25 protein-coding genes and 1 pseudogene are annotated in these 25637 nt (G+C 62.5%); 12 read left to right on the plus strand and 14 right to left on the minus strand.

Translation table 11 applies throughout. The annotated features are described in order from the left end of the window. Positions 1 to 135: 135 nt before the first annotated feature. Together SynA15127_RS09495 and ychF are read right to left on the minus strand one after the other, a co-directional pair. On the minus strand, positions 136 to 1491 hold the full coding sequence (locus SynA15127_RS09495) for a hypothetical protein (protein ID WP_186483849.1): 1356 nt from the start codon (positions 1489 to 1491) through the stop codon (positions 136 to 138). Positions 1492 to 1723: 232 nt separating this feature from the next. Next, positions 1724 to 2815: a redox-regulated ATPase YchF gene (ychF, locus tag SynA15127_RS09500; protein WP_186483850.1), complete on the minus strand. Its 1092-nt coding sequence runs from the start codon at positions 2813 to 2815 to the stop codon at positions 1724 to 1726. Between the two features lie 52 nt (positions 2816 to 2867). Here ychF and SynA15127_RS09505 point away from each other — a divergent pair, with 52 nt between their 5' ends. The 4 genes from SynA15127_RS09505 to SynA15127_RS09520 are packed head-to-tail and all read left to right on the plus strand — an operon-like array spanning position 2868 to position 8793. Then, positions 2868 to 4043 (plus strand): efflux RND transporter periplasmic adaptor subunit, encoded by a 1176-nt coding sequence (locus SynA15127_RS09505; protein WP_186483851.1) that lies wholly within the window; start codon positions 2868 to 2870, stop codon positions 4041 to 4043. 21 nt (positions 4044 to 4064) lie between these two features. Next, on the plus strand, positions 4065 to 7031 hold the full coding sequence (polA, locus tag SynA15127_RS09510) for a DNA polymerase I (protein WP_186483853.1): 2967 nt from the start codon (positions 4065 to 4067) through the stop codon (positions 7029 to 7031). 49 nt (positions 7032 to 7080) lie between these two features. Beyond that, positions 7081 to 8526: a cysteine--tRNA ligase gene (gene cysS, locus SynA15127_RS09515; protein ID WP_186483854.1), complete on the plus strand. Its 1446-nt coding sequence runs from the start codon at positions 7081 to 7083 to the stop codon at positions 8524 to 8526. A gap of 36 nt (positions 8527 to 8562) precedes the next feature. Next, positions 8563 to 8793 (plus strand): hypothetical protein, encoded by a 231-nt coding sequence (locus tag SynA15127_RS09520; RefSeq protein ID WP_186483855.1) that lies wholly within the window; start codon positions 8563 to 8565, stop codon positions 8791 to 8793. Between the two features lie 6 nt (positions 8794 to 8799). Here SynA15127_RS09520 and SynA15127_RS09525 read toward each other — a convergent pair whose 3' ends face one another. Further along, positions 8800 to 10119, minus strand: a complete 1320-nt coding sequence (locus SynA15127_RS09525) for a sodium-dependent transporter (RefSeq protein WP_186483856.1) — start codon at positions 10117 to 10119, stop codon at positions 8800 to 8802. Positions 10120 to 10198: 79 nt separating this feature from the next. Here SynA15127_RS09525 and SynA15127_RS09530 point away from each other — a divergent pair, with 79 nt between their 5' ends. From SynA15127_RS09530 to SynA15127_RS09535, 3 genes are all read left to right on the plus strand, one after another. After that, positions 10199 to 11452 carry a 1-deoxy-D-xylulose-5-phosphate reductoisomerase gene (locus SynA15127_RS09530; RefSeq protein ID WP_186485679.1) on the plus strand — a complete coding sequence of 418 codons (1254 nt, stop codon included), beginning with the start codon at positions 10199 to 10201 and terminating at the stop codon, positions 11450 to 11452. Then, the gene (locus tag SynA15127_RS13575) at positions 11449 to 11784 is read left to right on the plus strand and encodes a ferredoxin (protein WP_255475460.1); all 336 of its coding nucleotides are present in this window, start codon (positions 11449 to 11451) and stop codon (positions 11782 to 11784) included. Before SynA15127_RS09530 ends, SynA15127_RS13575 begins: the two co-directional genes overlap by 4 nt. Before the next feature lie 113 nt (positions 11785 to 11897). Beyond that, positions 11898 to 13082 carry a fatty acid desaturase gene (locus SynA15127_RS09535; RefSeq protein WP_186483857.1) on the plus strand — a complete coding sequence of 395 codons (1185 nt, stop codon included), beginning with the start codon at positions 11898 to 11900 and terminating at the stop codon, positions 13080 to 13082. Here SynA15127_RS09535 and SynA15127_RS09540 read toward each other — a convergent pair. Genes SynA15127_RS09540 through SynA15127_RS09555 form a run of 4 tightly spaced genes read right to left on the minus strand, consistent with a single transcriptional unit; the run spans position 13045 to position 17064 of the window. Continuing rightward, a complete protein-coding gene (locus SynA15127_RS09540; RefSeq protein ID WP_255475461.1) occupies positions 13045 to 14202 on the minus strand; it encodes an alpha/beta fold hydrolase in 1158 nt (385 codons plus the stop codon). The two genes, SynA15127_RS09535 and SynA15127_RS09540, sit on opposite strands and share 38 nt — an antisense overlap. Beyond that, positions 14199 to 15620, minus strand: coding sequence for an NAD(P)(+) transhydrogenase (Re/Si-specific) subunit beta (locus SynA15127_RS09545; protein WP_186483858.1), 1422 nt, complete (start codon positions 15618 to 15620; stop codon positions 14199 to 14201). The genes SynA15127_RS09540 and SynA15127_RS09545 overlap by 4 nt, the downstream gene beginning before the upstream one ends. After that, positions 15620 to 15925 (minus strand): NAD(P) transhydrogenase subunit alpha, encoded by a 306-nt coding sequence (locus tag SynA15127_RS09550; protein WP_043692155.1) that lies wholly within the window; start codon positions 15923 to 15925, stop codon positions 15620 to 15622. Before SynA15127_RS09550 ends, SynA15127_RS09545 begins: the two co-directional genes overlap by 1 nt. After that, a complete protein-coding gene (locus SynA15127_RS09555) occupies positions 15925 to 17064 on the minus strand; it encodes an NAD(P) transhydrogenase subunit alpha (protein ID WP_186483859.1) in 1140 nt (379 codons plus the stop codon). The genes SynA15127_RS09550 and SynA15127_RS09555 overlap by 1 nt, the downstream gene beginning before the upstream one ends. Positions 17065 to 17190: 126 nt before the next feature. On the opposite strand from SynA15127_RS09555, the gene SynA15127_RS09560 reads away from it, so the two are divergent. Continuing rightward, positions 17191 to 17769, plus strand: a complete 579-nt coding sequence (locus tag SynA15127_RS09560; protein WP_186483860.1) for an EF-1 guanine nucleotide exchange domain-containing protein — start codon at positions 17191 to 17193, stop codon at positions 17767 to 17769. Positions 17770 to 17776: 7 nt separating this feature from the next. On the opposite strand, the gene SynA15127_RS09565 is transcribed toward SynA15127_RS09560, so the two are convergent. Further along, the gene (locus tag SynA15127_RS09565; RefSeq protein WP_186483861.1) at positions 17777 to 17953 is read right to left on the minus strand and encodes a hypothetical protein; all 177 of its coding nucleotides are present in this window, start codon (positions 17951 to 17953) and stop codon (positions 17777 to 17779) included. Between the two features lie 101 nt (positions 17954 to 18054). Between SynA15127_RS09565 and SynA15127_RS09570 the strand changes: the two genes are divergently transcribed. From SynA15127_RS09570 to trxB, 3 genes are all read left to right on the plus strand, one after another. Next, positions 18055 to 19506 carry a DEAD/DEAH box helicase gene (locus SynA15127_RS09570; RefSeq protein WP_186485681.1) on the plus strand — a complete coding sequence of 484 codons (1452 nt, stop codon included), beginning with the start codon at positions 18055 to 18057 and terminating at the stop codon, positions 19504 to 19506. Between the two features lie 96 nt (positions 19507 to 19602). Further along, positions 19603 to 19851, plus strand: a complete 249-nt coding sequence (locus tag SynA15127_RS09575) for a hypothetical protein (RefSeq protein ID WP_186483862.1) — start codon at positions 19603 to 19605, stop codon at positions 19849 to 19851. 112 nt (positions 19852 to 19963) lie between these two features. Beyond that, positions 19964 to 21346: a thioredoxin-disulfide reductase gene (trxB, locus tag SynA15127_RS09580; protein ID WP_186483863.1), complete on the plus strand. Its 1383-nt coding sequence runs from the start codon at positions 19964 to 19966 to the stop codon at positions 21344 to 21346. Between the two features lie 3 nt (positions 21347 to 21349). Here the strand turns inward: trxB and infA are convergent, their stop codons facing one another. Beyond that, positions 21350 to 21619: a translation initiation factor IF-1 gene (infA, locus tag SynA15127_RS09585; RefSeq protein ID WP_006041809.1), complete on the minus strand. Its 270-nt coding sequence runs from the start codon at positions 21617 to 21619 to the stop codon at positions 21350 to 21352. Positions 21620 to 21809: 190 nt separating this feature from the next. On the opposite strand from infA, the gene SynA15127_RS09590 reads away from it, so the two are divergent. Next, positions 21810 to 22451, plus strand: coding sequence for a pseudouridine synthase (locus SynA15127_RS09590; protein ID WP_186483865.1), 642 nt, complete (start codon positions 21810 to 21812; stop codon positions 22449 to 22451). On the opposite strand, the pseudogene SynA15127_RS09595 reads toward SynA15127_RS09590, so the two are convergent. The 5 genes and pseudogenes from SynA15127_RS09595 to SynA15127_RS09615 all read right to left on the minus strand — a co-directional run bounded on the left by SynA15127_RS09595 (position 22405) and on the right by SynA15127_RS09615 (position 25637). Continuing rightward, positions 22405 to 23110: pseudogene (locus tag SynA15127_RS09595) on the minus strand (methyltransferase domain-containing protein). The gene SynA15127_RS09590 and the pseudogene SynA15127_RS09595 overlap by 47 nt on opposite strands. Beyond that, complete coding sequence (locus tag SynA15127_RS09600) at positions 23107 to 23322, minus strand: hypothetical protein (protein WP_043692181.1); 216 nt, start codon at positions 23320 to 23322, stop codon at positions 23107 to 23109. Before SynA15127_RS09600 ends, SynA15127_RS09595 begins: the two are co-directional and overlap by 4 nt. A gap of 47 nt (positions 23323 to 23369) precedes the next feature. Next, a complete protein-coding gene (locus tag SynA15127_RS09605; protein ID WP_186483866.1) occupies positions 23370 to 24332 on the minus strand; it encodes an NAD(P)H-binding protein in 963 nt (320 codons plus the stop codon). A 56-nt stretch (positions 24333 to 24388) separates the two neighbouring features. Further along, positions 24389 to 24487, minus strand: a complete 99-nt coding sequence (petM, locus tag SynA15127_RS09610; RefSeq protein ID WP_011130544.1) for a cytochrome b6-f complex subunit PetM — start codon at positions 24485 to 24487, stop codon at positions 24389 to 24391. 28 nt (positions 24488 to 24515) lie between these two features. Further along, on the minus strand, positions 24516 to 25637 hold the full coding sequence (locus SynA15127_RS09615) for a N2,N2-dimethylguanosine tRNA methyltransferase (protein WP_255475462.1): 1122 nt from the start codon (positions 25635 to 25637) through the stop codon (positions 24516 to 24518).

A 25637-nucleotide genomic window follows, 5' to 3' on the forward strand; every position in this document is an offset into this window, starting at 1 on the left:
CTCTGCGAGACGACTTAGTGAGCACGTATAGAGAATTCATCTTCTCATTATTTGAGACGGCTTGTGGGTGATCCTGTACGCACTCAATAAATGCATTCAATTTAGGCTTCATTCAAAAGATCAGTCTGCCAGAATTCATGTCTTTCCTTTAAAACTCGCGACACTATCGAGTGCAACTATTTCACTATCACTTTTACGCTTACCAAATTCAATATGTGCGGCTTCCTTAGTCGCTCGTCGCCGCTGCGGGAGTCGCGCATAAACCTTCTCAAGCATTGCGACTGTATGTCCGAGCTGAGTAGCAGCCAGATACACATCAACACCCATATCCATTAACTCCTGAGCACGTGTGGACCGAAGACTATAAATGGTGTATTTGTGATCAGACATAATTGGTCCTTTTAACTTTGAACCACACCTGTCAATTATGCTTCTCCAGTTAATATTTAAGACGTTATAGCTGGTGATTTTGACAGCATCTCTGTCAGGCACACCAAAGACCAGATCATCTTCAGAAATCTCGTAGTTGTATCCATTGCCGCACTGTTGCATGAGAGAGAGATATTGTTTCTGCCACACTTTCCAGCGTGATAATGCTTCAGCAGAATTACTAGTAACTTCTCTAATTGACTTGGTCTTAGATTGCAGAATACGGATATGGGTGACATAACGGCTGACTCGTCCAAGGCTTCGACGGTCATCTTCATCCAGATCATCCTCCTCTACACCTTGCAACTGCAGAAATGCCATGTCCTCTTCCCACTGAGTCTGGCTAAAACGACCAATATCCTCAGTCTCAATATCTCTCCACCTCAAACTCCTTGCTTCGTCAGGACGCATACCAGTTTGCTTGAGCACAAGTAGCAGCGACCAGAACATCTGACGGTGCAAAAGAGTTCGCGGTCGAGGATGAGCCTTTCCTTCCTTAACCCAGGCTCTGACCTCAACAAGAATCTTGAGCCATTCTTCAATATCCCTAATCGGAGGATTGCTGTCAAAGTCAGTATCAGTCAGACGAATCTTTGGCGGTATTTCTTGCTTTTGAGCAGCCTCATAAGGATCAAGCAATCTTTTCTTCACCAAATAGCCAATAAAGCCAGAAATTATTGTTGCTTCCTTCTTCAGAGTGAGGTTGGAAGGTGGGTTCTTTCCATCTGCAGCATTTGCCTCAATACGCCAAACCTGATACCGATCGAAACAGCCAACTTTGATCTGACCAACCTTGGTGATACCTGCATCGAGCAAGTAACCCTGTAAATGCTTGAGAAGCGTCTCTTTCTTGTTCTTGAGAGTGCTGGGCTTGATGACGCGTGCCTCACACTTTTCCTCCTGCTCGACCAGGTGCGCCGCCAAGTGATTCAGCAGGGCTGAGCGACTTGAGACTTTTGTGCCTTCCTTAGTCCCTCTTCTAGGAGGCTTTGGATGACTAGGCGTTCCAAGATCCATATAGGTATCCAGAGCCTTCTCAATCGCTTCTGGAAGCGTGCTCACGCCATCTATCCGCCTGGATCGATAACCCTGCTTCTGAGGTACACGAACACGGAGATAAAAGACGCTTGTGTCCCGTACGTACGAAACGACCTCCGCTCTTCCATCGAGCACCGAGTCCTTTGTCGCAAGCGCCGGCACGTGCTGATGGAGTTCGTCTAGCTAGCTAGAAGCGTAGACAAAACACAGACATCAGACAAGCAGACAAGTCAAAGGCACTGCCAGAACTGGGGAGTTACACGTTGAACAGAAACTCCATCACATCCCCTTCCGCCACCTCGTACTCCTTGCCTTCACTGCGCAGCCAACCCTTGCTCTTGGCCTCCACCAGGGAACCGGCCTCCAGCAGTTTCTCCCAGCCGATGGTCTGCGCCCGAATGAAGCCACGCTCGAAATCCGTGTGGATGACGCCGGCAGCCTGAGGCGCTGTCATGCCCGCCTTGAAGGTCCAGGCACGGGTCTCCTTCTCGCCGGTGGTGAAGTACGTACGCAGGCCCAGCAGGCGGTAGGTCGCCCGGATCAGACTCTGGAGTCCGCCTTCTTCGACACCCAGTCCGGAGAGGTAATCGGCCCGCTCCTCCTCACCGAGCTCGATCAGTTCCGCCTCCACCTGAGCGGAGATCCGCACGGTTTCTGCGCCCTCCTTTTCGGCCAGGTCGATCACCTCGGTGCAGAAGGCGTTGCCACCGGCAAGATCCTCCTCGCTGACATTGGTGGCGTAAATGATCGGTTTGCCGGTGAGCAGACCGAGCGGCTTGATCAGAGGAGCCTCCTCCTCCGTCAAATCGACGCTGCGCGCTGCACCCCCTTCTTCAAGAACGCACTGGATGCGCTCGAGGGCAGCGTCTTCGGTCTGGGCCTCCTTGCTGGTGCGAACCTGCTTTTTGAGACGCTCGCGGCGCTTCTCGATCTGAGCGAGATCCGCAAGCCCCAGCTCCAGGTTGATCACCTCAGCATCACGGGACGGTCCCACGGAACCGGACACGTGGATGACGTCATCGTCCTCGAAGCAGCGGATCACGTGAACAATCGCGTCGACTTCGCGGATATTGGAGAGAAATTTGTTGCCCAGGCCTTCACCCTGACTGGCACCCTTCACCAGGCCAGCGATGTCGACGAACTCCATCCGGGTGGGAATCGTGTTCAGACTGCTGCTGAGCTGCGTGAGCCGGTCCAGGCGTTCATCCGGCACGGCGACGCTGCCGACGTTTGGCTCGATCGTGCAGAAAGGGAAGTTCGCCGCCTGGGCCTGAGCGTTGGCCACAAGCGCATTGAACAGGGTGGACTTGCCAACGTTGGGCAGCCCGACAATTCCAGCTTTGAGCATGCGCCGGAATCTACCGGCAAGCAGCGAGACTGTTGTGAACTTTTGTTGGCCCATGCTGAAGACCGAGCAGCGCCCTGCGCTTCAGCCCACTCCAACCGTGCCGGACAGCCCTCCTCCACAGCGATCCTTGCTCCACCGCAACCGACGTCTTGGACTCGGCCTGCTGCTGGCGCTGCTTGCGGGTGGAGCGATGCTGCTGCGTTTCTCCCCCTGGAGTGCAAGAGATCGTGACCTGACGCCCTACACAGTGCTGGCCGAAACCGGCTCCCTGTCTGGTGTGATCACCGCCAGTGGCGAACTGCAGGCCGACCGCCGCGTGAACATCAGCCCCAGCAAACAGGGGCTGCTGAAGGAACTGATGGTGGATGAAGGGGATGTCGTCGAAGAAGGGCAGGTCTTGGCGCTGATGGATCCAAGGGATTACAGCGACCGTCTGGACGAACGCCGTGCGCTGATGCGCCAGGCGGAAGCCAACTTCCTCGGCAAACAGGATGAATTCGAGCGGCGACGCCAGCTCCATGAGCAGGAGGTGGTGAGCGCCGATGACTTCAGTCGCGTGCGCAATCAGATGCTGGCCAGCCAGGCGGCCGTCATCGCTGCACGGGAACGGATCCAGCAGCTGGAGGAAGAAGGCCGGGAACTGCGGATCCGCGCCCCCTTCAGCGGCACGATCACCGCCCGTTTCGCCGAACCCGGCGCCTTCGTGACACCAACGACCACGGCTTCGGCCAATGCGGGCGCCACCAGCTCCTCGATCGTCGAGCTGTCTCAGGGACGGGAAGTGGCCGCCAAGGTGCCGGAGAGCGACATCGGACGGATCGCGCTGGGGCAGCAGGCCGAGATCCGGGTGGATGCCTTCCCTGACGAGCGCTTTCAGGCGATGGTGGACGAAATCGCGCCACGCGCCGAGAAACGCGACAACGTCACCTCGTTCACAGTCAAGCTGCAGCTGAAGGATCCTCCCGAGCGGCTGCGGATCGGCATGACGGCCGATATCAACTTCCAGACCGGTCGCAGCGCACCGAAAACCCTCGTTCCCACCGTTGCGATCGTCACGGAGAACGGCAAACCCGGCGTGCTGCTGGTGGGCGAACAGCAGCAGCCCAGTTTCCAGGCGGTGGAGCTGGGCAGCAGCAGCGGCGATCGCACGGCGATCTTGAATGGCCTGCCATCCGGCACCCGCGTGTTCATCGACCTGCCCCCCTGGGCGAAGCGTGAGCGCAACTGACCCTGATCACCCCTGCTGAGAATGCCCGAGGCCGCCGACAAGCCCCTGCTGCTGCTCGTGGACGGCCACTCGCTGGCCTTCCGCAGCTTCTACGCCTTCAGCAAGGGAGGTGAAGGGGGTCTGGCCACCAAGGACGGTCGACCAACCAGCGTCACCTACGGCTTCCTCAAATCCCTGCTGGACATCGGTAGAAGCCTGACCCCCCAGGGCGTCGCCATCGCCTTCGACACCGCTGAGCCCACCTTCCGGCATGTCGCGGATGCGAACTACAAGGCCCACCGGGATGTTGCTCCGGAAGTGTTTTTCCAGGATCTCGAGCAGCTGCAGCAGATCTTGCGGGAGCAGCTGCAGCTGCCCCTCTGCATGGCGCCGGGCTATGAGGCAGATGACGTGCTCGGCACGCTGGCGAACCGCTCAGCTGAACAGGGTTGGCGGGTGCGGATCCTCTCCGGCGATCGCGACCTGTTCCAGCTTGTGGACGACCGGCGGGACATCGCCGTTCTGTACATGGGAGGCGGCCCTTACGCCAAGAACAGCGGCCCGACGTTGATCGATGAGGAGGGTGTGGTCGGCAAGCTCGGGGTGATGCCGGAGAAGGTGGTGGACCTGAAGGCCCTCACCGGCGACAGCTCCGACAACATCCCCGGCGTTCGTGGGGTGGGGCCCAAAACCGCCATCAACCTGCTGAAGGAGAACGGCGATCTCGATGCCATCTACGTGGCCCTCTCCGAGGTGGAAGCGGAAGGTCCGAAGGCCAGCCGCGGTGCGATCAAGGGAGCCCTGAAGGGAAAGCTGAGCAACGATCGGGACAACGCCTATCTCTCCCGCAAACTCGCGGAAATCCTGGTGGACATCCCGCTGCCGGAGGAACCTCGCCTGCCGCTGGCGGCCGTGGATGCCGCCTCTCTCAGCAGCAGCCTGGAGGATCTGGAACTCAACAGCCTGCTGCGGCAGGTGAACGGTTTCACCGTCACCTTCTCCGCCGCAGGCACGGCGGCAGCCCCGACAGGCGGTGACCATGACGGTGCCAAGGACGGCAAGGTCAGGACAGACACTGCTGAGGACGCCAGTGCTGACGACCGGACTCCGATGCTGCGGCCCCAGCTGATCAGCACAGCCACGGAACTCGCTGCCCTGATGCAACGGCTGATGGCCATCACCGACCCCGACACCCCCGTGGCTCTCGACACCGAGACCACGGCGCTGAACCCGTTCCAGGCCGAGCTGGTGGGCATCGGTGTGTGCTGGGGCGACGAGCCGGATGCCCTCGCCTACATCCCGATCGGCCATCGGCCGGCGGAGGATCTCACTTCGGATGCTCTCACCGCGGGACAGCCTCAGCAGTTGCCGCTGGAGAGCGTGCTCACCGCCCTGGCCCCGTGGCTGGCCAGCGGCGATCACCCCAAGGCGCTGCAGAACGCCAAGTACGACCGCCTGATCCTTCTGCGCCACGGCCTGGCCTTGGAGGGCGTGGTGATCGACACCCTGCTGGCCGACTACCTGCGGGATGCCGCAGCGAAGCATGGCCTGGAGGTGATGGCCGAGCGGGAATTCGGTTTTTCACCAACGGCCTACAGCGATCTGGTGGGGAAGAAGCAGACCTTCGCCGATGTGGCGATCGAACCCGCCAGCCTGTACTGCGGCATGGATGTGCACGTGACCCGGCGTCTGGCGCTCCAGCTGCGGGGACAGCTCGAGGCCATGGGTCCCCAGATGGTTCAGCTGCTGCTGCAGGTGGAACAGCCGCTGGAACCGGTGCTGGCCCTGATGGAAGCCACCGGCATCCGCATCGATGTTCCCTACCTGGCGGAACTCTCCCGTGAGATGGGCAGCACCCTCGAGCGGCTCGAGGCCGGCGCGAAAGAGGCGGCCGGCACCGACTTCAACCTGGGGTCGCCCAAACAGCTCGGTGAGCTGCTGTTCGGAACTCTGGGACTCGATCGCAAGAAGTCCCGGCGCACCAAGACCGGCTTCAGCACGGATGCCACCGTGCTGGAGAAGCTCGAAAACGATCACCCGGTGGTGCCGCTGGTGCTGGAACACCGGGTGTTGAGCAAGCTCAAGAGCACCTATGTGGATGCGCTGCCTCAGCTGGTGGAAGCGGAGACCGGACGGGTGCACACCGACTTCAACCAGGCGGTGACAGCCACGGGCCGGCTGAGCAGCAGCAACCCGAACCTGCAGAACATCCCGGTTCGCACCGAGTACAGCCGACGCATCCGCAAGGCCTTTCTGCCCCAGGAGGGCTGGACCCTGATCAGCGCCGACTACTCCCAGATCGAGCTGCGCATCCTCACCCACCTCTCCGGAGAAGACGTGCTGCAGCAGGCCTATCGCTCAGGAGACGACGTGCACGCTCTCACCGCGCGGCTTCTGCTCGAGAAGGACGAGATCTCCGCCGATGAACGGCGCCTCGGGAAGACGATCAATTTCGGTGTGATCTACGGCATGGGGGCGCAGCGTTTCGCACGGGAGACCGGCGTCTCCCAGGCGGAGGCCAAGGACTTCCTGACGAAGTACAAGCAGCGCTACCCGAAGGTGTTCGCCTTCCTCGAGCTGCAGGAACGCCTGGCTCTGAGCCGCGGTTACGTGGAAACGATCCTGGGTCGCCGCCGCCCGTTCCACTTCGACCGCAACGGTCTGGGTCGGTTGCTCGGGAAGGATCCGCTGGAGATCGATCTGGATGTGGCCCGGCGAGGCGGCATGGAGGCACAGCAGCTGCGGGCCGCGGCCAATGCTCCGATCCAGGGCTCCAGCGCCGACATCATCAAGGTGGCGATGGTGCAGCTTCAGGCGGCGCTGCAGAGCCAGGCACTGCCGGCGCGGCTGCTGTTGCAGGTGCACGACGAGCTGGTGCTGGAAGTGGAGCCGGACGCGTTGGAAGCCACCCGCCAGCTGGTGGTGACCACCATGGAAAACGCCGTGAAGCTCAGTGTTCCTCTGGTGACGGAAACGGGTGTGGGCGCCAACTGGATGGAAGCGAAATAACGCAGCCCCCGGCTGGAACGTAACCTCCGGATCTGCGCTTGTTTCTGCCGTGCCCCTGCGCTTCACCAACAGCCTCACCAGCCGTACCGAAGCGTTTGAGCCTCTCGAGGCCGGCAAAGCCACGATCTACTGCTGCGGCGTCACGGTCTACGACCTCTGCCATCTGGGCCATGCCCGCAGCTACATCAACTGGGATGTGCTGCGTCGCTACCTGATCTGGCGCGGCTACGACGTCACCTACGTCCAGAACTACACCGACATCGACGACAAGATCCTCAACCGTGCCAATGAGGAAGGCAGTTCCATGGAGGAGGTCAGCGAACGCAATATCGAGGCCTTTGAAATCGATATGGGCCGGCTGAACATCCTTCCGGCCGATCGCATGCCCAGGGCGACTTGCTGCATCGATGGCATCAAAACATTGATTGGCGAACTGGAGGCCAAAGGCGCCGCCTACAGCTCCGATGGCGATGTCTACTTCGACATTTCCAAAGCCAAGGATTACGGCAAACTCAGCGGCCGCGATCCCAATGAGCAGCAGCAGGGGGCCAGTGGCCGCACCGCTGATGGGGAGGAGAGCCGCAAGCGCCACCCCTTCGATTTCGCCCTATGGAAAAGTGCCAAAGAAGGCGAACCCAGCTGGGATTCACCGTGGGGGCCAGGACGACCGGGCTGGCACATCGAGTGCTCCGCCATGGTGCGCCAGGAACTCGGGCTCACAATCGACATTCACCTCGGCGGAGGTGATCTGGTGTTCCCGCACCATGAAAACGAAATCGCCCAGTCAGAAACCGCCAATGGCACGACCCTGGCGAAGTTGTGGATGCACAACGGCATGGTCAATGTCGGCGGCACCAAGATGTCGAAATCACTCGGCAACTTCACCACCATCCGGGCACTTCTCGACAGCGGCGTGTCGCCAATGACGCTGCGGCTGTTTGTGCTGCAGGCTCACTACCGCAAACCCCTCGACTTCACAGCTGAAGCCCTGGATGCGGCAGCCAGCGGCTGGAAGGGCCTCAACAGCGCCCTGCTGTTGAACGAGCGCCATGGCGATGCCTTGGGCTGGTCAACCACCCCAGACCAAACAAGTCCTGAACTGGACAAGCAGCGTCAACGCTTCATTGAGGCCATGGATGACGACCTCAACAGCTCCGCTGGCCTGGCCGTTCTGTTTGAACTGGCACGTCCGCTGCGTGCGCTGGCCAACCGTCTTGATCGCGGAGATGCCATGAACTCCAATGACAGGGCGCTCGGCAGCCAGTGGACACTCCTGCAGGACCTCGCAGGTGCCCTGGGGCTCGCCACCGAGATCACAGCTCCAAACGTGGAGGGTGATGACGGCGCACGGATCGACGACTTGATCGAGGCCCGCAAAGCCGCCAAAGCTTCCAAGAACTACGGCGAAGCCGATCGAATCCGCGACGAACTGCTCTCCCAGGGCATCGAACTGATCGACAAGCCAGGCGGCATCACCGAGTGGGTCAGGGCCTGATCCCGTCAGACTGGTGTTCTGTTCGCTGCCCCCGTGATGCTCTGGCTGAAGCGCCTCAATTTCATGGAGACCGCCAAGCTGGAGATGGAGCTGATGAAGGCGTTCGAAGCGGGAGAGGATCTCGACGCCAAACTGGATGCTCAGGCTCAGATCGCCGGCGGTGGAGATGCCGAGGAGATCTGGCGGCTTGAGGTGTGGCAGAAGATGCTGCTGCGGATCCGCAAGATGCAGGACCTGATGAAGGACAAACCCGATCCGAACGGCTGAGTCGGTTCAGCTCTTCAGCAGATCCACCACGCTGATCACCAGTCCGGTGGCGATCACCGGCGGCGACACCCAGCGCAGCATCACGAGCAGCAGACGTCGCAGCGGCGGCGGCGTCTGCGACCGGGCGAGATCGTCCTCGAAGCGATTGGGAACCACCCAGCCCAGCAGCAGGGCCAGCAGCAGTCCACCGAGAATCAGAAGCAATCCGCCGAAGACGGAATCCATCCATCCCAGCACCTCCATCGACGTGGCGGCAGGCAGCCCCGCCACGAAGATCAGAGCCGCTGAAAGCCAGACGGCCCGCGATCGGCTCCAGCCGAGGCGGTCGATCAGACAGGCCACAGGAACCTCCAGCAGCGAGACCGCCGAGGTGATCGCTGCGATCAAAGCGAGCGCGAAGAACAGCACCGCCACCACCTGTCCAGCTGCTCCGAGCGAGGCCAGGCCAGTGGGCAGGGCGATGAAGATCGTGCCGAGGGTGGATCCACTGATCACCTCCTCCAGCCCAAAACTCATCACCACCGGGAAGGTCACCATGCCGGCCAGGATGCCGACGGCTGTATCCATGCCCACGACCGCGACGGCCTCACGGGGCAGGTGAGCCCGGCGATCGAGATAGGCCGCATAGGCCAGGATGCAGCCGATTCCAGTGCCGATCGAGAAGAAGGCCTGAGTGAAGGCGTTGCGGATGGTGGTGGGATTGATCAGTTCCGCGCTGTCCCAGCGCAGCAGGAACGTGCGGTAGCCCTCAGCTGCGCTCTCCAGCCCGGCGGCCCACACAGCCAGACCGATCAGCAGCAGGAACAGCAGCGGCAGCCCCCAGCGGGAGAGGCGCTCGATCCCGTCCCGGACGCCGGCAGCCACCACCGCAGCGGTGACGATCAGGCTGAGCAGCTGACCGATCAGTGCCGTGCGACCTCCGCTCAGCCCGGCAAAGAAGGCTTCGGCGGCATCGATATCGCTCGGGAGGCCCTGGGTGAGGGTCTGCACCAGCGTGGCGCCGGTCCAGCCCATGAGCACGGCGTAGAAGGCCAGGATGCCGCTGGCCGCCAGCACGAACAGCCAACCCATCGGCTGCCAGCGACTGCCTGCAGCGGTCACCGGTGCCAGCAGGGGGCTGTGCCCCGTGCTGCGGCCCAGGACCATCTCAGCCACCAGCACCGGCAGGCAGACCAGCAGCACGATCAGGACGTACAGCAGCAGAAAGGCGCCACCGCCGCCCTGGGAGGCGCGGTAAGCGAACCCCCAGAGATTGCCGAGGCCAACGGCACTGCCCGCCGCTGCCAGCACAAAGCCCAGACCTGATCTCCACTGCTCCTTCGCCAACGGCTCTGATCACGCTGTGGGCCAGCTTGCCAGCGTTTGCCGGTCCTGGTGGGAGACTTGTCGCAACTGCCGGATCAGCGTGAAAGCCATCAGCGTGCTGGGCTCCACGGGCTCGATCGGCACCCAGACCCTTCAGATCGCCGAGGAGTTCCCCGATCAGTTCCGGGTGGTTGCCCTCACAGCCGGGCGCAATCTCGATCTCCTCGTTGAGCAGATCCAACGCCACCAGCCTGAGCTCGTGGCCCTCGCCGATGCCGAGCGGCTGCCGGAGCTGCAGCAGCGTCTCGACGCCCTCGACCCCTCCCAAAAGCCTGGTCAGCCCCCTCAGCTGGTGGGCGGTCCGGATGGACTCAACGTGGCGGCCTCGTGGGACACAGCCGATCTGGTGGTCACCGGAATCGTGGGCTGCGCGGGGCTCCTGCCGACTCTGGCCGCCGTCCGCGCCGGAAAGGATCTGGCCCTGGCCAACAAGGAGACGCTGATCGCGGCCGGACCGGTGGTGCTGCCCGAACTGAAGAAGAGCGGCAGCCGGCTGCTGCCGGCGGATTCCGAACACTCCGCCATCTTCCAGTGCCTGCAGGGAACCCCCTGGGCCGAGAACGCCCGCCTGTCCACCGGCGTTCCCACCCCTGGCCTGCGGCGGATTCAGCTCACCGCCTCCGGCGGCGCCTTCCGGGACTGGCAGGCGGCCGACCTTGAAAACGCGACCGTGGCCGATGCCACCAGCCATCCCAACTGGAGCATGGGGCGCAAGATCACGGTCGACTCAGCCACCCTGATGAACAAGGGCCTGGAAGTGATTGAGGCCCATTACCTATTCGGCCTTGACTACGACCACATCGAGATCGTGATCCACCCGCAGAGCATCATCCACTCAATGATCGAGCTGGCGGACTCCTCTGTGTTGGCCCAGCTGGGCTGGCCGGACATGAAACTGCCGATCCTGTACTGCCTCTCCTGGCCCTCCCGCCAGGAGACCCCATGGCGACGCCTGGATCTCACCGAGGTTGGACAGCTGACCTTCCGCGCTCCTGACACCACCAAATATCCCTGCATGGAACTGGCCTACGCCGCCGGGCGTGCGGGTGGCACCATGCCTGCCGTACTGAATGCGGCCAACGAGGAAGCCGTCGCTCAATTCCTCGAAGAACGCATCCACTTCCTGGATATCCCGGAGGTGATCGAGGCTGCCTGTGAACGCCACAAACCGGATCTGATGAACCATCCCCAGCTCGAGGATGTGCTGAGCGTTGACCGCTGGGCCCGCGAGGCCGTCCGTGAGCAGGTCAGCCGAGGCACCCGGCGCGTGCCGGTCGCCGCCCTGGCGGCATGAGCCCCCACCAGGTCAGCCACCATCTGCTGCTCTGCGCGACTCCCACCAAGGCAAAATGCTGCGACCCGGAAGCAGGCCTGGCGACCTGGAATGAATTGAAAAGGCTCGTCAGGGAGCTTGGACTGGAACACAGTGACCGACCGGAAGGAGTCGTCCTCAGAAGCAAAGTGGACTGCCTGAGGATCTGCGAGAAAGGTCCGATCCTTCTGGTTTGGCCTGATGGCGTCTGGTACTCGGAAGTGACCGTCGAGAGGATCAATCAAATCATTCATCAACACATCATCAACAGGCAACCCATTCAGGAGTGGATCCTCAGAACATCGAGCTTTTAAACATGAACGTCTGATTTGCTTTTCGCTGGCGTCCACAGCAACCAGGAGCGATACCTAGGATGAGTATGCGTTTATACAGAACAGGCAATTCTTGGCCTGCCTGATCTTTTCATTTGACACTCACTTCTCCCTCGCCACCGTTTGAGGGCTCGTTAGCGAAAACCACAGCAGCACCAAGCTATCCAAGCAAGAAAGAGCTTCTGAGCGTCTTACCCACTGACCTCACCAACTTCAATCCTCTGAAAGCCTGGGGAAGCCTGGCGATGTCGGTGGGACTTTCACTTGCAGCTGTTGGCATCGGTACAACCATCCCGCTGACGCTCACGGCCATCCCACTTTGGATGGTCTACGCCACTGTCACCGGCACCATCGCCATGGGCTGCTGGGTGCTGGCTCACGAATGCGGCCATAACGCTTTTCACCCCAACAGGCGGATAGAAGGAGTCGTCGGATTTGTTCTGCACAGCACCTTGCTGGTGCCTTACTACAGCTGGGCGCGCAGTCATGCCGTTCACCATGCTCACTGCAACCATCTCGAGGGCGGCGAAACCCATGTTCCACCACGAGCAAGCTCACCTCAGGGGCAGGCAATGGAACATCTGCAGCGCAAGCTCAACAGGCGATTGTTCGGCATCATTTCGCTGTTCAATCACTTGATCATCGGCTGGCAAATCTATCTCTTTTCAGGCGCCACTGGAGGTGAGGACCACGGCTTTCCCACCTCTCACTTCTGGAATGGAGCTCCATTCACGAACGGCAAACGTGAACTTTTTCCGGCTTCTTTTCGCCATCTGATGGTGCGCTCGAACCTGGGCCTGATTGCGATGATCATTTTTCTGATCACGGCGGGGAGTTATTTTTCACCCTTGCGGGTTCTATGCCTCTACGGACTTCCCTACGTTGTCATCAATATCTGGCTTACGACATACACCTGGCTGCAACACACTGATCGCAACATTCCTCACTTCTCTGACGAGACATGGAGCTGGGCGAAAGGCGCGCTACAAACAGTTGATCGCCCCTATGGCGGCATTCTGAACTTCTTGCACCATGGCATTGGATCAACTCATGTCTGTCATCACATCAATTCCAAGATCCCTCACTACAACGCTTGGCGCGGAACAGCCCTGCTGAGGCAACGTTTCCCTGATCTCGTTCGTTACGACTCAACCCCGATTCCTCAAGCCCTTTGGCGTATTGCCACAACCTGCGGAACTGTCTATCAGGAGGCAACCGATCAGGCCTTTTATTACCGCATACCTAATTCCGACAAACCGCAGATTGAATGCTGCGGTTGAACCATGCAAGAGCCAACCGATCCGACCAGCAACCGAGACTGAGATTGTCCCCGTGGCCATGGAAGCCGTTGTGTCCACCACGGGCCGTCAACAGAATCTCCACGGGCGTCTGCGATCCCTGTGCCGAACGCTTAGCCAGCGACGATTGCAACTGCCGTGCTGAAGCTGCCGGGACCCAGGGATCATCAAGGGCCTGCAACAGCAACGTCGGAGGAAGTCCCTGCGGCGATTTCGCCAGACGGTGCAGGGGGGACGCACTGAGGTAATACTCATCCACTGAAGAAAATCCCCAGCGCGGCGCTGTGACAGCCGCATCAAACGCGCGGATCGAGCGCGGAGGATTGCCACACAGCTGACGCTCTTCTGAAGCCCTCACTCCGAAGGGATCGGCGAGGGTCTGTCGCACCAAACGCTGCAGCAGCCAGCGTTGATAAACCCTGTTGCGCGGGCGTTCGATCGAGGCGCTGCAGGCAGCCAGGTCCAGAGGGCTGCTGGCACAAAACAACGCATCCAGAGCCCCGGCTTGATCCAGGCAGGCGTTCAGCAACATCGTTCCCCCCAGGGAGATCCCTGCGCCCAGCAGAGGCACCGGCTTGGACAGGCCCGCCTCCAGGGCCAACGCCGCGGCCAGATGCCGAGCCCGCTCCAGCACCGGCAGCAGATCGCTATTGCAAGCGGCGGCATAGGTGCCACCGGCCAGATGACGGCCAGGGTCGGCACCGCGCAGATTCAGCCGCAACACCGCAAACCCAGCCCCTTGAAGGCTGAGTGTCAACCTGCGCAACCCCTGCCTGCGGCTCGAGCCCCCCAAGCCGTGCAACACCACCACCAGTGCTTTCGGCGCGATCGCTGGGTGCGTCGCTGAACCACCTTCACCCGTTCGGAGCGGACGATCGAGATAGGCCAGCAGCTCTCCTGCATCAGCAGCACCACTCGCCAGCGGAGGCACAGGAATCTGAACGGGTTCCCCCCCATCAACGGGGAAAGCCGCCGGCCGGAGCGTATCCCTCAGGGTCTGCAGATCACCCCCCAACCAAGGCCAGCGCTGCCGATAGACAGAAACCCCCAGCTGCAGCAGCAGCTGGGGGTCATCGATGACATTGACAGCCCGATCGTTCACGTCTTGCCGAGTCCGAGATCCTTCAACTCGACCAGCAGATCCCCGAGCACCTTTTTGGCATCGCCGAACACCATCGAGGTGTTGGCCAGCTCGAACAGATCATTCTTGATTCCTGAGTAACCGGCGCTCATGCCGCGCTTGACCACGAAGACCGTTCGGGCCTCCTGCACATCCAGCACCGGCATGCCGTAGAGAGGCGAACTTGGATCGCTCTTGGCCTGAGGGTTCACCACATCGTTGGCCCCGAGCACCAGCACCACATCGGTGGCCGGAAACTCAGGATTGATCTGGTCCATCTCGATCAGCTGCTCGTAGGGAACGTCCGCCTCGGCCAGCAGCACGTTCATGTGACCGGGCATGCGGCCGGCGACCGGATGAATCGCGTAGGTGACGTCGATTCCGGCACTCTCCAGCACCCGTGTCACCTCCCGCAGGGTGTGCTGGGCCTGGGCGACGGCGAGGCCGTAGCCAGGCACAATCACCACCCGTTCAGCGGCTTCGAGAGTGAGGGCGCACTCCTCAGTGCTGCAGCTGGTGATGTTGGTGTATTCACCGCCACCGCCACCGGAGGTCGCCGAGGCGCCGAGTGCGCCGCCGAACAGCACCGACAACAGCGAACGGTTCATGCCGTCGCACATCACCTGGGTGAGGATCAGGCCAGCGGCCCCGACCATGGCACCAGCCACGATCAGAAGCTGGCTGCCCACCACAAAGCCTGCTGCAGCGGCCGCAACGCCGGAATAACTGTTGAGCAGGGAGATGACGACTGGCATGTCGGCACCGCCGATGGGCAGGGTGACGCCGATGCCCAGCAGGCCTGAGGCGATCACCACAATCCAGAGACCGGTGGCACCACCGGAGGTGCGCAGCATCTCGATCGCGCCGATCAGGGCCAGCACGGCGAGAGCGATGTTCACCGCATGTCGCAGCCGGCTCTGCATCCAGCCCGGCGTTGAGAGCCAACCCTGGAGCTTGGCCATGGCCACGATCGAACCGGTGAAGGTGATCGCTCCGACGAACACCGAGACGACGATCGAAACCAGAGCCACAGCCCCGGTGGCCTCCAGGGCCTGGGGATACAGCGCTGCCGCCAGAGCCACCAGCAACGACGACATGCCACCGCAGCCGTTGAACAGGGCGACGGTCTCGGGCATCGATGTCATCGGGACCCGCTGGGCCGTGATGGCGCCGAGCACGCCACCGGCCAGCGTGCCGAGAAGAATCCAGATCCAGGCAGAGGCACTGATCCCGGTGGTGGCCAGGGAACTGAACAGCAGACCCAGCACCGCAAGGGCCATGGCCACGGCGGCAAGCTGGTTGGCCCCGCGGGCGGAACGCACCTTGGAGAGTCCCTTGATGCCGAGCGCCAGCAGCAGGACAGCGACGAGTTCGATGGCGTAGCGAAGGATGTCGGTCATCAGCGGTTCTCCTTGCGGGCAGGCTTGCGGCTGAACATGGCCAGCATGCGGTCGGTGACCAGAAAGCCACCGATCACGTTGAAGAGAGCGAAGCCGAGCGACACCGAACCCAGCAGCAGCAGAACGATGTTGTCGCCGGCCTTGATGATGGCTGTGAGCGCTGCCAGCACGGTGATGCCGGAGATCGCATTGGCGCCGCTCATCAGAGGCGTATGCAGGGTGGGTGGCACCTTGCCGATCAGTTCCAGACCGAGAAGGCTGCCCAGCAGAAGCACCCAGAGGAATTCAACAAAGGTGGGATCCATCACTTGGCTCCTGGTGTGAGAACGTCACCACGGCGGATGCCACCGTCCTGAGCGACGAGACAACCGGCGATCAATTCATCCTCGGTGTCGAGGGTCAGCACGCCATCGGCGAGGGTGGGCTTGAGCAGTGCCACCAGGTTGCGGGCATAAAGGGCACTGGCGTGGTTGGCCACGGTGCAGGGCAGATCATTGCCCCCGATCAGCTTGACGCCGTTGCGGTCCACGGTGCGGCCGGGAACGGTGTCGGCGCAGTTTCCGCCCTGGGCCACCGCCAGGTCCACAACCACGGCACCGGGACGCATGCGATCGAGCATGTCCTCGCTGATCAGGCGCGGCGCGCGCCGGCCCGGAACCTGAGCGGTGCAGATGGCCACATCCGCCTCCGCCAGCTGATCCGAGAGCTGCTGGCGCTGGGCTGCCAGGAAGGCATCGGAGGCCTGCTTGGCATAGCCACCAGACTCCGCCGGCTTGTCGTCCATCTCAGGGGGATCGATGAAGCGGGCTCCCAGTGACTCCACCTGCTCCTTCACCGCAGGACGGATATCGCTCACGTAGACCACCGCTCCCAGGCGTCGGGCTGTGGCCACCGCCTGCAGACCGGCGACACCGGCACCGAGGATCACCACCTTCGCCGGCTGAACCGTGCCCGCCGCCGTCATCAGCATCGGGAAATAGCGATCGAGCGCCCCGGAGGCCAGCAGCACGGATTTGTAGCCGGCGATGTTGGCCTGGGACGACAGCGCATCGGCGGCCTGAGCCCGGCTGATCCGCGGCAGCAGCTCCAGCGCCATGGCGGACAATCCACCACGCTCGAGGGCAGCGGAGAGAGCTTCGTTCGCATAGGGCTCCAGCAGACCCACCACGAGGGCGCCGCGGCGCAGCCGTCCCAGGGCGTCGCTGCTGGGCGTCTGAACGCACAGGAGCACATCGGCACCGGACCAGGCATCCGCATCACCTGGGGACACCAGGTCAGCCCCCTGATCGGCATAGGCGGCATCGAGATAACCGGCAGGGGTTCCGGCACCCCGCTCAAGGCAGACATTGCAGCCGAGAGAGACGAACGTCTTGACCGTCTCGGGCGTGGCCGACACCCGGGTTTCACCCGGCGTTGCCTCCACAGGAATGAGAAGTCTGGGCAAGGTGAGCAGATCCACCGACCCGAGCGAGACTACGAGGTCACCCCCGGGAGACCGGGAGGTTTCCTGAAGAAAGCCGAGCGACGACAGGACCTCTGGCTACGTGAGGAAAACACCACCGTGCTTTCCATGGGCCTCACCGCGATCGAATGTCCTGACGGCGTCTGCCACAGCCATCACGGTGGCCATGCGGTCGAGCGGCAAACCATGCAGTCGACCCTGGAGAGCCATGGGAAGGACTGGTGCGAGCGCCTGGCCGAACGGATTTACGAGATCTCCGTCGACACCTTCTCCCAGAGCGTGATGCCGAGTCTGCACTCCGCGGGCTGGCAGCGCCGCCATCTCGATTGGGAGTTCAAGCTCAGCGAGCAGGAATCGGAACCGGACCGCACCCTGGTCGACGGGATCATCAACGCCACCGAGAGCTTCCTGCGCAGCAGTGAGGTGCACCGTCTGTTCATCCAGGAACTGGTGCAGGGAACCTTCGCCGAAGCAGCGGCCGATGACCTCCGGATCCAGGCCGTCCGCACCCTGGTGGAGACGGAGATCGTGGCGATGCTGGAAGAGAGGCGTCAGGAGCTTCTCGACCGGCTGGCTCAGCAGCTTCTGGTCACGGCCAAAGGAGATTTCCAGGCCGCACTTGGAGCGGCCGAGGATGCCCTGATGGAGGTGGAGCGTCTGGTGGTGAATCACGCCGAAGCGCTCTGAGAGGGCTTCAGACGATCGGAAGCACCTCCTGATCCAGACAGCGCGCCAGCCGGAAACGTCCGAGCCGGCGCAGCTGTCGTGCGCGAAGGATCAAGGGATCGATATCACAATCGTTCTGCCAGCAGCGATCAAGCTGCTGGCGCAGCTGATCTCGAAATTCAGGTGAGGGAAGACGCTTGGCCATGGCGGTGACGGGAAAGGGCCCGACGGATGCCGATGGCCGGACCGTAGAGATGCCGCTGCCGAAAGGAATGGTTAAAAAGACTCATCTTCCCCAGGCACGCCATCGCCGCGCCGTCCTTTGATCTGCCGCGTGCTGCGGCCCCCTCCTCCCTGCGGCCGCGACGCTGGCAGCAGCAGCTGATCCAGCTGCTGCGGCGACGTCTGCTGACGACGGCCGAGCGCGAACAGGATGTGCTGGTGTTCGCCGGACCGGGCGCCGGCAAGACCCTCGGTGCCCTGCTGGCATTCCGGACGTTCCAGCAGGAAAGACAGCTGGAGCGCTGCCTGGTGTTCTGCCACCGCACCTCGATCCTTCATCAGTGGCTGAGCGCTGCGGAGCGGCTCGGGCTGAACCTGCAGGAGTGGCCGTGGCCAGCCGACGGCGAAGGCCCCGATGGCAAGCCCCCCGACGGTCTGGTGCTGACCTACCAGGGGGCACGCAGGCAGCTGGGCCATCTCAGCGAGACCCTGGGACCCTGGATGGGCTCCTCCTGTCTGGCGATCGCGGACGAAGCCCATCACCTCGGGGTGGATCCCGACGAGCCCGACGGTCTGGCCTGGGGGCAGACATTCCTTGATCTGACGGGCCGCAGCCGCCTGCGGCTGGGGTTGACCGGCACGCCGTTCCGGGCGGACAACCTCGCCTTCTGTGCCGCACGCCGGGTACGGAGCGTCCAGGGCGGGATGCCGGTGGAGCTGATCAGTCCCGACCTGTGCGTGGAGCCGCGCGAACTGATCGCCGCCGGTGACGTGCGTCCCCTGGAGTTCCATTTCCAGGACGGTTGGGTGGAGCACGGTCGTGAGGGGGTGCCGGACCGGGATGTCTCCCCGCTATCCGGAGAACGGCGGGAGAGCTGGAGGGCCCGCAACCTGCGTCGCGCGATCCGGCTGGCGGACAGCAGCTGCATCGGTCAGCAGGTGCTGCTGCGGGCCCAGAGAAAACTTGAGCAGATCCGCCGTTGCCATCCCCAGGCTGCCGGCCTGGTCATCGCCAGAGACATCGCCCATGCCGAAGCGATCACCCAGATCCTCGAGGACGACGGCAACCGGGTGGATCTGGTGCACTCCCAGGAGCGTGAGGCCTCCGACCGACTGCGGCTGTTCCAGACGGGACAGGCCGACTGGCTGGTGAGCATCGACATGTGTGCGGAGGGATTCGACGCGCCTCGGTTGCGGGTGGTCGCCTATCTCACGACGGTGGTGACCCGCAGCCGCTTCGTGCAGGGCATCACCCGGGCCGTGCGGATGACAGCGGACCTGGCCGCTGCGGAACCGATTCCGCGCCACCCCTCCTATGTCTATGCACCGGCGGACCCTCTGCTGATGGGTTACGCCCGCACCTGGTCCGTGGCGGAGCCTTACGTCCTCCGCCATCCGGCGAATGAGGGAGACGCAGCTGATTCCAGCACCGCATCCGGCGCAACACTGCAGCTGCCCCTGGAGGCAGTGGAGGACGGGGCTGGTGAGGTGATCCGCCTGAAGACTCCGCAACTGCCTACCTTTCTGCAGCGCTGACGACATCTTTATCGGTAGAAAAATGCGAATTTCTGCGAAATCAGGTCTTTCTCTGGACCTCGATCCTTCAACCTGTACCTCGGCAAAGGAGTGAACATGGACGCAGCAATGGAACGCCGGGTGAGCGTTGCCACCGGCTGGGCGTCCACCAGGATCGCCGTTCTGGACAGCGAAGAGCGCTATGAGGACAGTTATGCGGTGACCCAGGAATTCCGCGAATGGATCACCTGTTGGGGAGAAAACAGCGACATGCTCGAGGAGAGCGTTCACGCCGTTCCCCGCAATCCCGACAAGCTGTACAGGCTGCTTGGCCAAAACAGCAGCGACAATCCCCTCGAAATCTGAAGAGATCCTTAAAATTCCAGGCATCACTGTCCGCTAATTTTTTTTGACCGGCTAGCGCGCGGTGAGCGCCTCCTCCTTTTAAAGTCAACTCATATTCATTCCGTATAAGGCCATGGCAGCCGGCAGCGCCTCGGAGACTGTCGAGAATCTCGTGATTGTCGGTTCCGGCCCGGCCGGCTACACCGCAGCGATCTACGCGGCAAGGGCCAACCTGCAACCGCTGCTGATTACAGGCTTCCAACGGGGCGGTATTCCGGGCGGTCAGTTGATGACCACCACCGATGTCGAGAATTTCCCTGGTTTTCCTGACGGTGTCCTGGGCCCGGACCTGATGGATCTGATGCGTGCCCAGGCCGTGCGCTGGGGAACACACCTGCTGGAAGCGGATGCCGATGAGATCGATCTCAGTCAGCGGCCCTTCCGGATCAAAGCGGATGGACGCACTCTGCTGACCCATTCCCTGGTGATCGCCACGGGTGCAAGCGCGAACCGACTCGGCCTGCCCTCAGAAGAGCGCTTCTGGAGCAGCGGCATCAGTGCATGCGCCATCTGCGACGGAGCGACTCCTCAGTTCCGCAACGCCGAACTCGCTGTGGTGGGAGGAGGCGACTCCGCCTGCGAAGAAGCGGTTTATCTCACCAAATACGGCAGTCACGTTCACCAGATCGTGCGTTCCGAGCAACTCAGGGCCAGCGCCGCCATGGCCGACCGGGTTCGGGCCAACCCCGCCATCACCCTTCACTGGAACAGCGAAGTGGTGGACGTGAGCGGCAACGGCTGGATGGAGAGTCTGACCCTGCGCGACCGTTCCACTGGAGATCAGGCCAGCCTTGCTGCCAAGGGCCTGTTCTATGCAATCGGCCACACACCGAACACGGATTTGCTGAAGGAGCAGCTTTCTCTGGATGCCAAGGGGTACGTGATCACCGAGCCAGGCCGACCGGAAACCTCCATCGAAGGTGTCTTCGCTGCCGGAGATGTCGCCGATGCCGAATGGCGGCAGGGCATCACAGCAGCCGGCAGCGGTTGCAAGGCCGCCCTGGCCGCTGAGCGCTGGCTGACCCATCACGATCTGGCGCAACGGGTGCAGAGACGCTCGGTTGACCCCGCGAAGGCGGAGATGCCGGTGAATGTGGCCGTAACGACCGAGGAGACCTATGCCCCTGACGCTCCCTGGCAGAAAGGCAGCTATGCCCTGCGCAAGCTGTATCACGACAGCAGCCGCCCCCTGCTTGTGATCTACACCTCACCCTCGTGCGGCCCCTGCCACGTGCTCAAACCGCAGTTGAAGCGGGTGATCACCGAGTTGGAAGGCCAGGCCCAGGCCGTGGTGATCGACATCGAGGCCGATCAGGATATTGCTGAACAGGCCGGCGTGAACGGAACCCCGACAGTCCAGCTCTTCCACCGGAAATCGATGGTGGAACAGTGGCGCGGTGTCAAACAGCGCAGCACGTTCAAATCGGCGATCGAAGCGCTGCTGGAACCAGCCTGAACATCAGCGGCGGCGGGGCCCACCTGGGCGGTTGCCACCCGGGCGCCCGCCGGGGGCTCCAGCGTTCCGCTCGCGGTACGTGATCCGACCGCGCGTGAGGTCGTAAGGGCTGATCTCCACCAGCACCTTGTCACCGGCGAGCAGTTTGATCCTGAACTTCGTGAGCTTGCCTGCTGCGCGGCAAAGGCACTGGTGACCGGCAGGCTGCTCGAGCGTGACCAGATAGAACCCGTTTCCCTGTTCCTTCTCGATCACTCCCGAGGTTTCAATCATTCGCCCTTAAACGGTTTGCCACAGACCACTTTACGAGGGTGGGTCGCAGGCCCGCCCGTGGGGATAGCCCCTTAGGGTGCTCCACCGTTGAGCGTGCAGCCATGATTCTTCCTCCCCTGACGATAGATCTCGGGCTGCTGCTGATCTCGATCGGTGTCGTGAACCTGTGGAGAGCACGCGAAAACGCCGGTTGACCACCCTGCTGCTCCACAAGCCCTACGGCGTGCTCAGCCAGTTCACCCGTGAATCCGGCAGCCGCTGGGGATGCCTGGCTGAGTTTGTGGACGTTCCTGACGTATATGCCGCAGGTCGTCTGGACGCAGACAGTGAGGGACTGCTGCTGCTCACCAGCAACGGGCGCCTCCAGCAGCAGCTGACCGATCCGCGTTTCGGACATTGGCGGACCTACTGGGTTCAGGTGGAAGGGGTGCCTGATGAGCAGCGATTGCAGCAGCTCCGTGACGGTGTGGTGATCCAGGAGAAGCTGACCCGGCCCGCACAGGCACGCTGGCTCCAGGGAGATGCCATCCCCGCCCTGGAGGAGCGAACGCCGCCGGTGCGCTGGCGAGCCTCCATTCCCACCAGCTGGATCGAGCTCTCCCTGAGGGAGGGACGCAACCGCCAGGTGCGCCGGATGACCGCCGCAGTGGGGCTGCCGACGCTGCGGCTGGTCCGCAGCAGCATCGACCTGATGGATGGAGGCCCACGCCTGAACCTTGAGGAACTGGCTCAGGGCTGCTGGCGGCCGACAACAGCCGAGGAGCAGAAGCGGTTGACGCGCCTGATCAGCGACAGGCGCGGCCGACCGAGGGATGGGTCGCCACCAGGGTGACGGCGCGAAACGCAATCCGCTCCAGCTCCCGCCAGGGATCAAGGCTGCGATCGGCGTCGTGCACATCCTGAAAACCGCGTTGCCGGAAGGCTTCCCAAAAAGCCTCTTCCTGCCAGGCGCCGCTGATGCAGCCACTCCACAGCGCCGGATCCTCCTGAAGAGGCCGAGGCACAGGACGATCACAGACGATGTCACTGATGGCAACCAGGCCCCCGGATGCCAGAACACGCTGAATGTTGCCGAGCAACCGATCCCGGGCGGAGGGATTCACCAGATTCAGAACACAGTTGCTCAGAACCACATCGACGCTGGCATCCGATGGGGCAGCCTCCCTCGACAAGGCCAGCATGCTGGCGTTCCGGTCCACACCCGTCACCCATCCATCAGCACCGACGACCTGGCAACAGATGAAGGCGTTCTTGCCACTGCCGCTGCCGAGGTCTAGAGCCCTGTCACCGCTGCGACCCCAGCGGGTGGGACGCCGCAGACGTAGTCCCGCTCAACCACCTCCTAAGGGATAACCTCAGCAGCTCGGCGTCAAAGCCGACCGTTTTGCAGAGACAGGTTTCCAACTCCTGGGCAACAGCGCCGTAGCGATCCTCCACCGGCCTGGTCTGATCCAGTGGAGCAGAGCCACAGAAGCCGGGGGCATCAATCATCCGATCGCCTCCTGCAGCTCACGAACCACGTTCCACTGCCCATACCAGTAGTTCGCTTCAGCACGGCGGGCGGGATCCTCCAGACCATCGATGGCGTCAGGCCCGAGGGATTTCCAGAGCTCATGCCCGCAGGCACGATTGAGACCCTGCTCCGCCTCATCGGAGAGCAGCAGCAGTCGCCGCTGCAGATTCTTGAGCTGGGCGACGGACATGGAAAAACAGGGACTCGATCAATAGTACAAAGGAACCATCGCCTTGGTCAGAACGGCAGCTTTTTCTTCGCGTCCTTGTCCAGATCCGCCTCCATCTCCCTCAGCCGCTTCAGGATCGTGTCGTAGTACTCACGGATGTAGGCCTCCATCGACGTGGTCTCCTCGGGATCGAGCCCGAAAGCTGCATAGCTGGTGTCCATGGGTGCGTTGAGTTCCTGCCCCCCTCCGGTCACCTCCGCGAAGGCCAGACGTTCCGCAACATTCACCGAAGGCTCGAAGAACGACGCGACGCCCTGCATCAAACGGATCAGCAACGGTTGAACCCGGAACACCCGGGCCGTCTTACCGCTGAAGCGCTCGCAGAGCTGCACCAGCTCACCGGTGTTCCATGCCTTGGGGCCGACAACCGGGTAACTGCCACGGATGGTTTCCGGACGCCCTAAGGCCGACACGGCGAAACGCGCCATGTCCTGGGTGTTCATGTAGGAGATGGCGGTTGGGCTGCCACTCACCCAGACCGTCTGACTCTCCAGAACCGGAATGGCGAACTGGCTGATGACGCCCTGCATGAAGGCAGCACCCTGCAGGATCGTGTAGTCGAGATCGGACGATTCGAGCAGGTTCTCCGTGCAGGCCTTGATGTCCATCAGAGGAACATCGCGGTGACGGTGAGCACCGAGCAGCGACACGAAAACGAAGCGGGAGACACCTGCACGTTCACAGGCCCTCAGCAGATTCAGCTTCCCGTCCCAGTCGGTGACGTAAACGCTCTGTGGATCCGTGGGCCGGCTGGTGGCGGCGTCGATGACGGCATCCACGCCATCCAGGGCGTAGTCGAGGCTGTCGGGCTCCAGCAGATCGCCGCGGGTGAGCTCGCAGCCCCATTCCTGCAGGAAGGACGCTTTGCGCGGCGTTCGCACCATGCAGCGGACCTGGTGACCGGCATCAAGAGCATTCCGAGCGATCTGCCGCCCCAGGGTGCCCGTGCCACCCACCACAAGAACCTGCATGGGGCCCAACATTCAAGGTGGGAGCTTAATGGTCCCGGGATAGAACCTGTCGCTGCTCAGTCCCCCTGAAGCTTGAGAAGCAGGGCACCACCGGCCAGGCCGACCGGGATCAGAACCCAGAAAACGGCTGCAATACCGAAGATCTCAGAAGCCATGGTCAGGGCCCAATGTTCACTGGCCTATTTAAGGACCTTCCGAGCGAAGCCCGACACAGAGCTGTAACAGCTCGGGAAGATCGGCATCGGTCCGCACCTGACCAGCCATGACGGCACTCGGCCAGGCCTGATGCCCCGCACGCCTGAGCGTCTCCACCAGATCAGCAACCCCTGGAGGACCATCCATGCCGAGCCGCCGGGACAGTTCATCTGTGGGCCAGACGCGGGCAGGGACACCGGGATCAGCCTGAAGGCGCTGAATCAGGCGTTGTGTCCTGGGCTCCAGGTCCGCCCTGGGATCCTGCAGCGCTCCAAGCGCTGCAGGATCCTGCAGCGCTCCAAGCCAGAGAGGTCCACTGATCGCCCAGCGACCGGCCCCGTCCAGACAGTGACAGCGGGGCCAGCCCTGCAACCGCAGCAGCGGCTGCAGCTGCTGATCGCCGCAGCGCTCACAGCGGGCGACCAGTCCGAGACGCTCCTCCTCCGCAGCGGTCGGGCGCCGCGCAAGCCTCACCGCCAGGCGGAACGTGCGGCCATCGCTGAAGGCGAGCAAGGGCTGCACCCCCCGCCCCAGCATCCAGGCCTGCCGGGCCAGCAAACCCAGCTGCAGCCGCAGCGCCAGCTCCCAGCTGGCTGGATGGGCCCGGGCTGCGGCGCCGAAACTGCGGATGGCTCCCGGACGGTCATGGCCGGTGGGGGAACGGCCGTCGGTGCTGGCCAGCAGAAGCACACCGTCGAACGCCAACACCTGCAGCACGGGCTGGATCAGGGCCGAGGGGCTGCCGAAGGCATCCAGGTCGATCAGATCGAAGAAGCGCTTCTCCGCGAAGGCACGCGCCAGCAGCACCTCGGCAGGCATCGCGCTGAGCTTCAGAGCCTGAACCCGTGAAGCCAGCGGTGCGAGGTTGGTCTTCAGCAACGGCAGACGGTCTGGGTCGGCGTCGTTGACCCACAGCTCCACCCCGGAACCGACCTCCGGAAGCGCTTCGAGCCCCCAGCGCAGAGCCCGGATGCCGCAGCCTGCCATCAGATCCAGCCAGCGCTGACAGCCTTCTCCACGGGGACGCCGGGCCAGAGACAGGGCCAGCAGCACCGAGATGTCCCGTGCCGGTCGCGATTGAGCCCGGAAGAATCCATCGCCGAGCGACAA

The organism is Synechococcus sp. A15-127, assembly GCF_014280215.1.
In the GTDB taxonomy this organism is placed as follows: domain Bacteria; phylum Cyanobacteriota; class Cyanobacteriia; order PCC-6307; family Cyanobiaceae; genus Parasynechococcus.

Coding starts and splice junctions, on each gene's coding strand:
- ychF (WP_186483850.1), bottom strand. CDS start 2,815: ATGCTCAAAGCTGGAATTGTCGGGCTGCCCAACGTTGGCAAGTCCACC.
- SynA15127_RS09505 (WP_186483851.1), top strand. CDS start 2,868: ATGCTGAAGACCGAGCAGCGCCCTGCGCTTCAGCCCACTCCAACCGTG.
- polA (WP_186483853.1), top strand. CDS start 4,065: ATGCCCGAGGCCGCCGACAAGCCCCTGCTGCTGCTCGTGGACGGCCAC.
- SynA15127_RS09520 (WP_186483855.1), top strand. CDS start 8,563: ATGCTCTGGCTGAAGCGCCTCAATTTCATGGAGACCGCCAAGCTGGAG.
- SynA15127_RS13575 (WP_255475460.1), top strand. CDS start 11,449: ATGAGCCCCCACCAGGTCAGCCACCATCTGCTGCTCTGCGCGACTCCC.
- SynA15127_RS09545 (WP_186483858.1), bottom strand. CDS start 15,620: ATGACCGACATCCTTCGCTACGCCATCGAACTCGTCGCTGTCCTGCTG.
- SynA15127_RS09550 (WP_043692155.1), bottom strand. CDS start 15,925: ATGGATCCCACCTTTGTTGAATTCCTCTGGGTGCTTCTGCTGGGCAGC.
- SynA15127_RS09560 (WP_186483860.1), top strand. CDS start 17,191: ATGGGCCTCACCGCGATCGAATGTCCTGACGGCGTCTGCCACAGCCAT.
- SynA15127_RS09565 (WP_186483861.1), bottom strand. CDS start 17,953: ATGGCCAAGCGTCTTCCCTCACCTGAATTTCGAGATCAGCTGCGCCAG.
- SynA15127_RS09575 (WP_186483862.1), top strand. CDS start 19,603: ATGGACGCAGCAATGGAACGCCGGGTGAGCGTTGCCACCGGCTGGGCG.
- trxB (WP_186483863.1), top strand. CDS start 19,964: ATGGCAGCCGGCAGCGCCTCGGAGACTGTCGAGAATCTCGTGATTGTC.
- infA (WP_006041809.1), bottom strand. CDS start 21,619: ATGATTGAAACCTCGGGAGTGATCGAGAAGGAACAGGGAAACGGGTTC.
- SynA15127_RS09600 (WP_043692181.1), bottom strand. CDS start 23,322: ATGTCCGTCGCCCAGCTCAAGAATCTGCAGCGGCGACTGCTGCTGCTC.
- SynA15127_RS09605 (WP_186483866.1), bottom strand. CDS start 24,332: ATGCAGGTTCTTGTGGTGGGTGGCACGGGCACCCTGGGGCGGCAGATC.
- petM (WP_011130544.1), bottom strand. CDS start 24,487: ATGGCTTCTGAGATCTTCGGTATTGCAGCCGTTTTCTGGGTTCTGATC.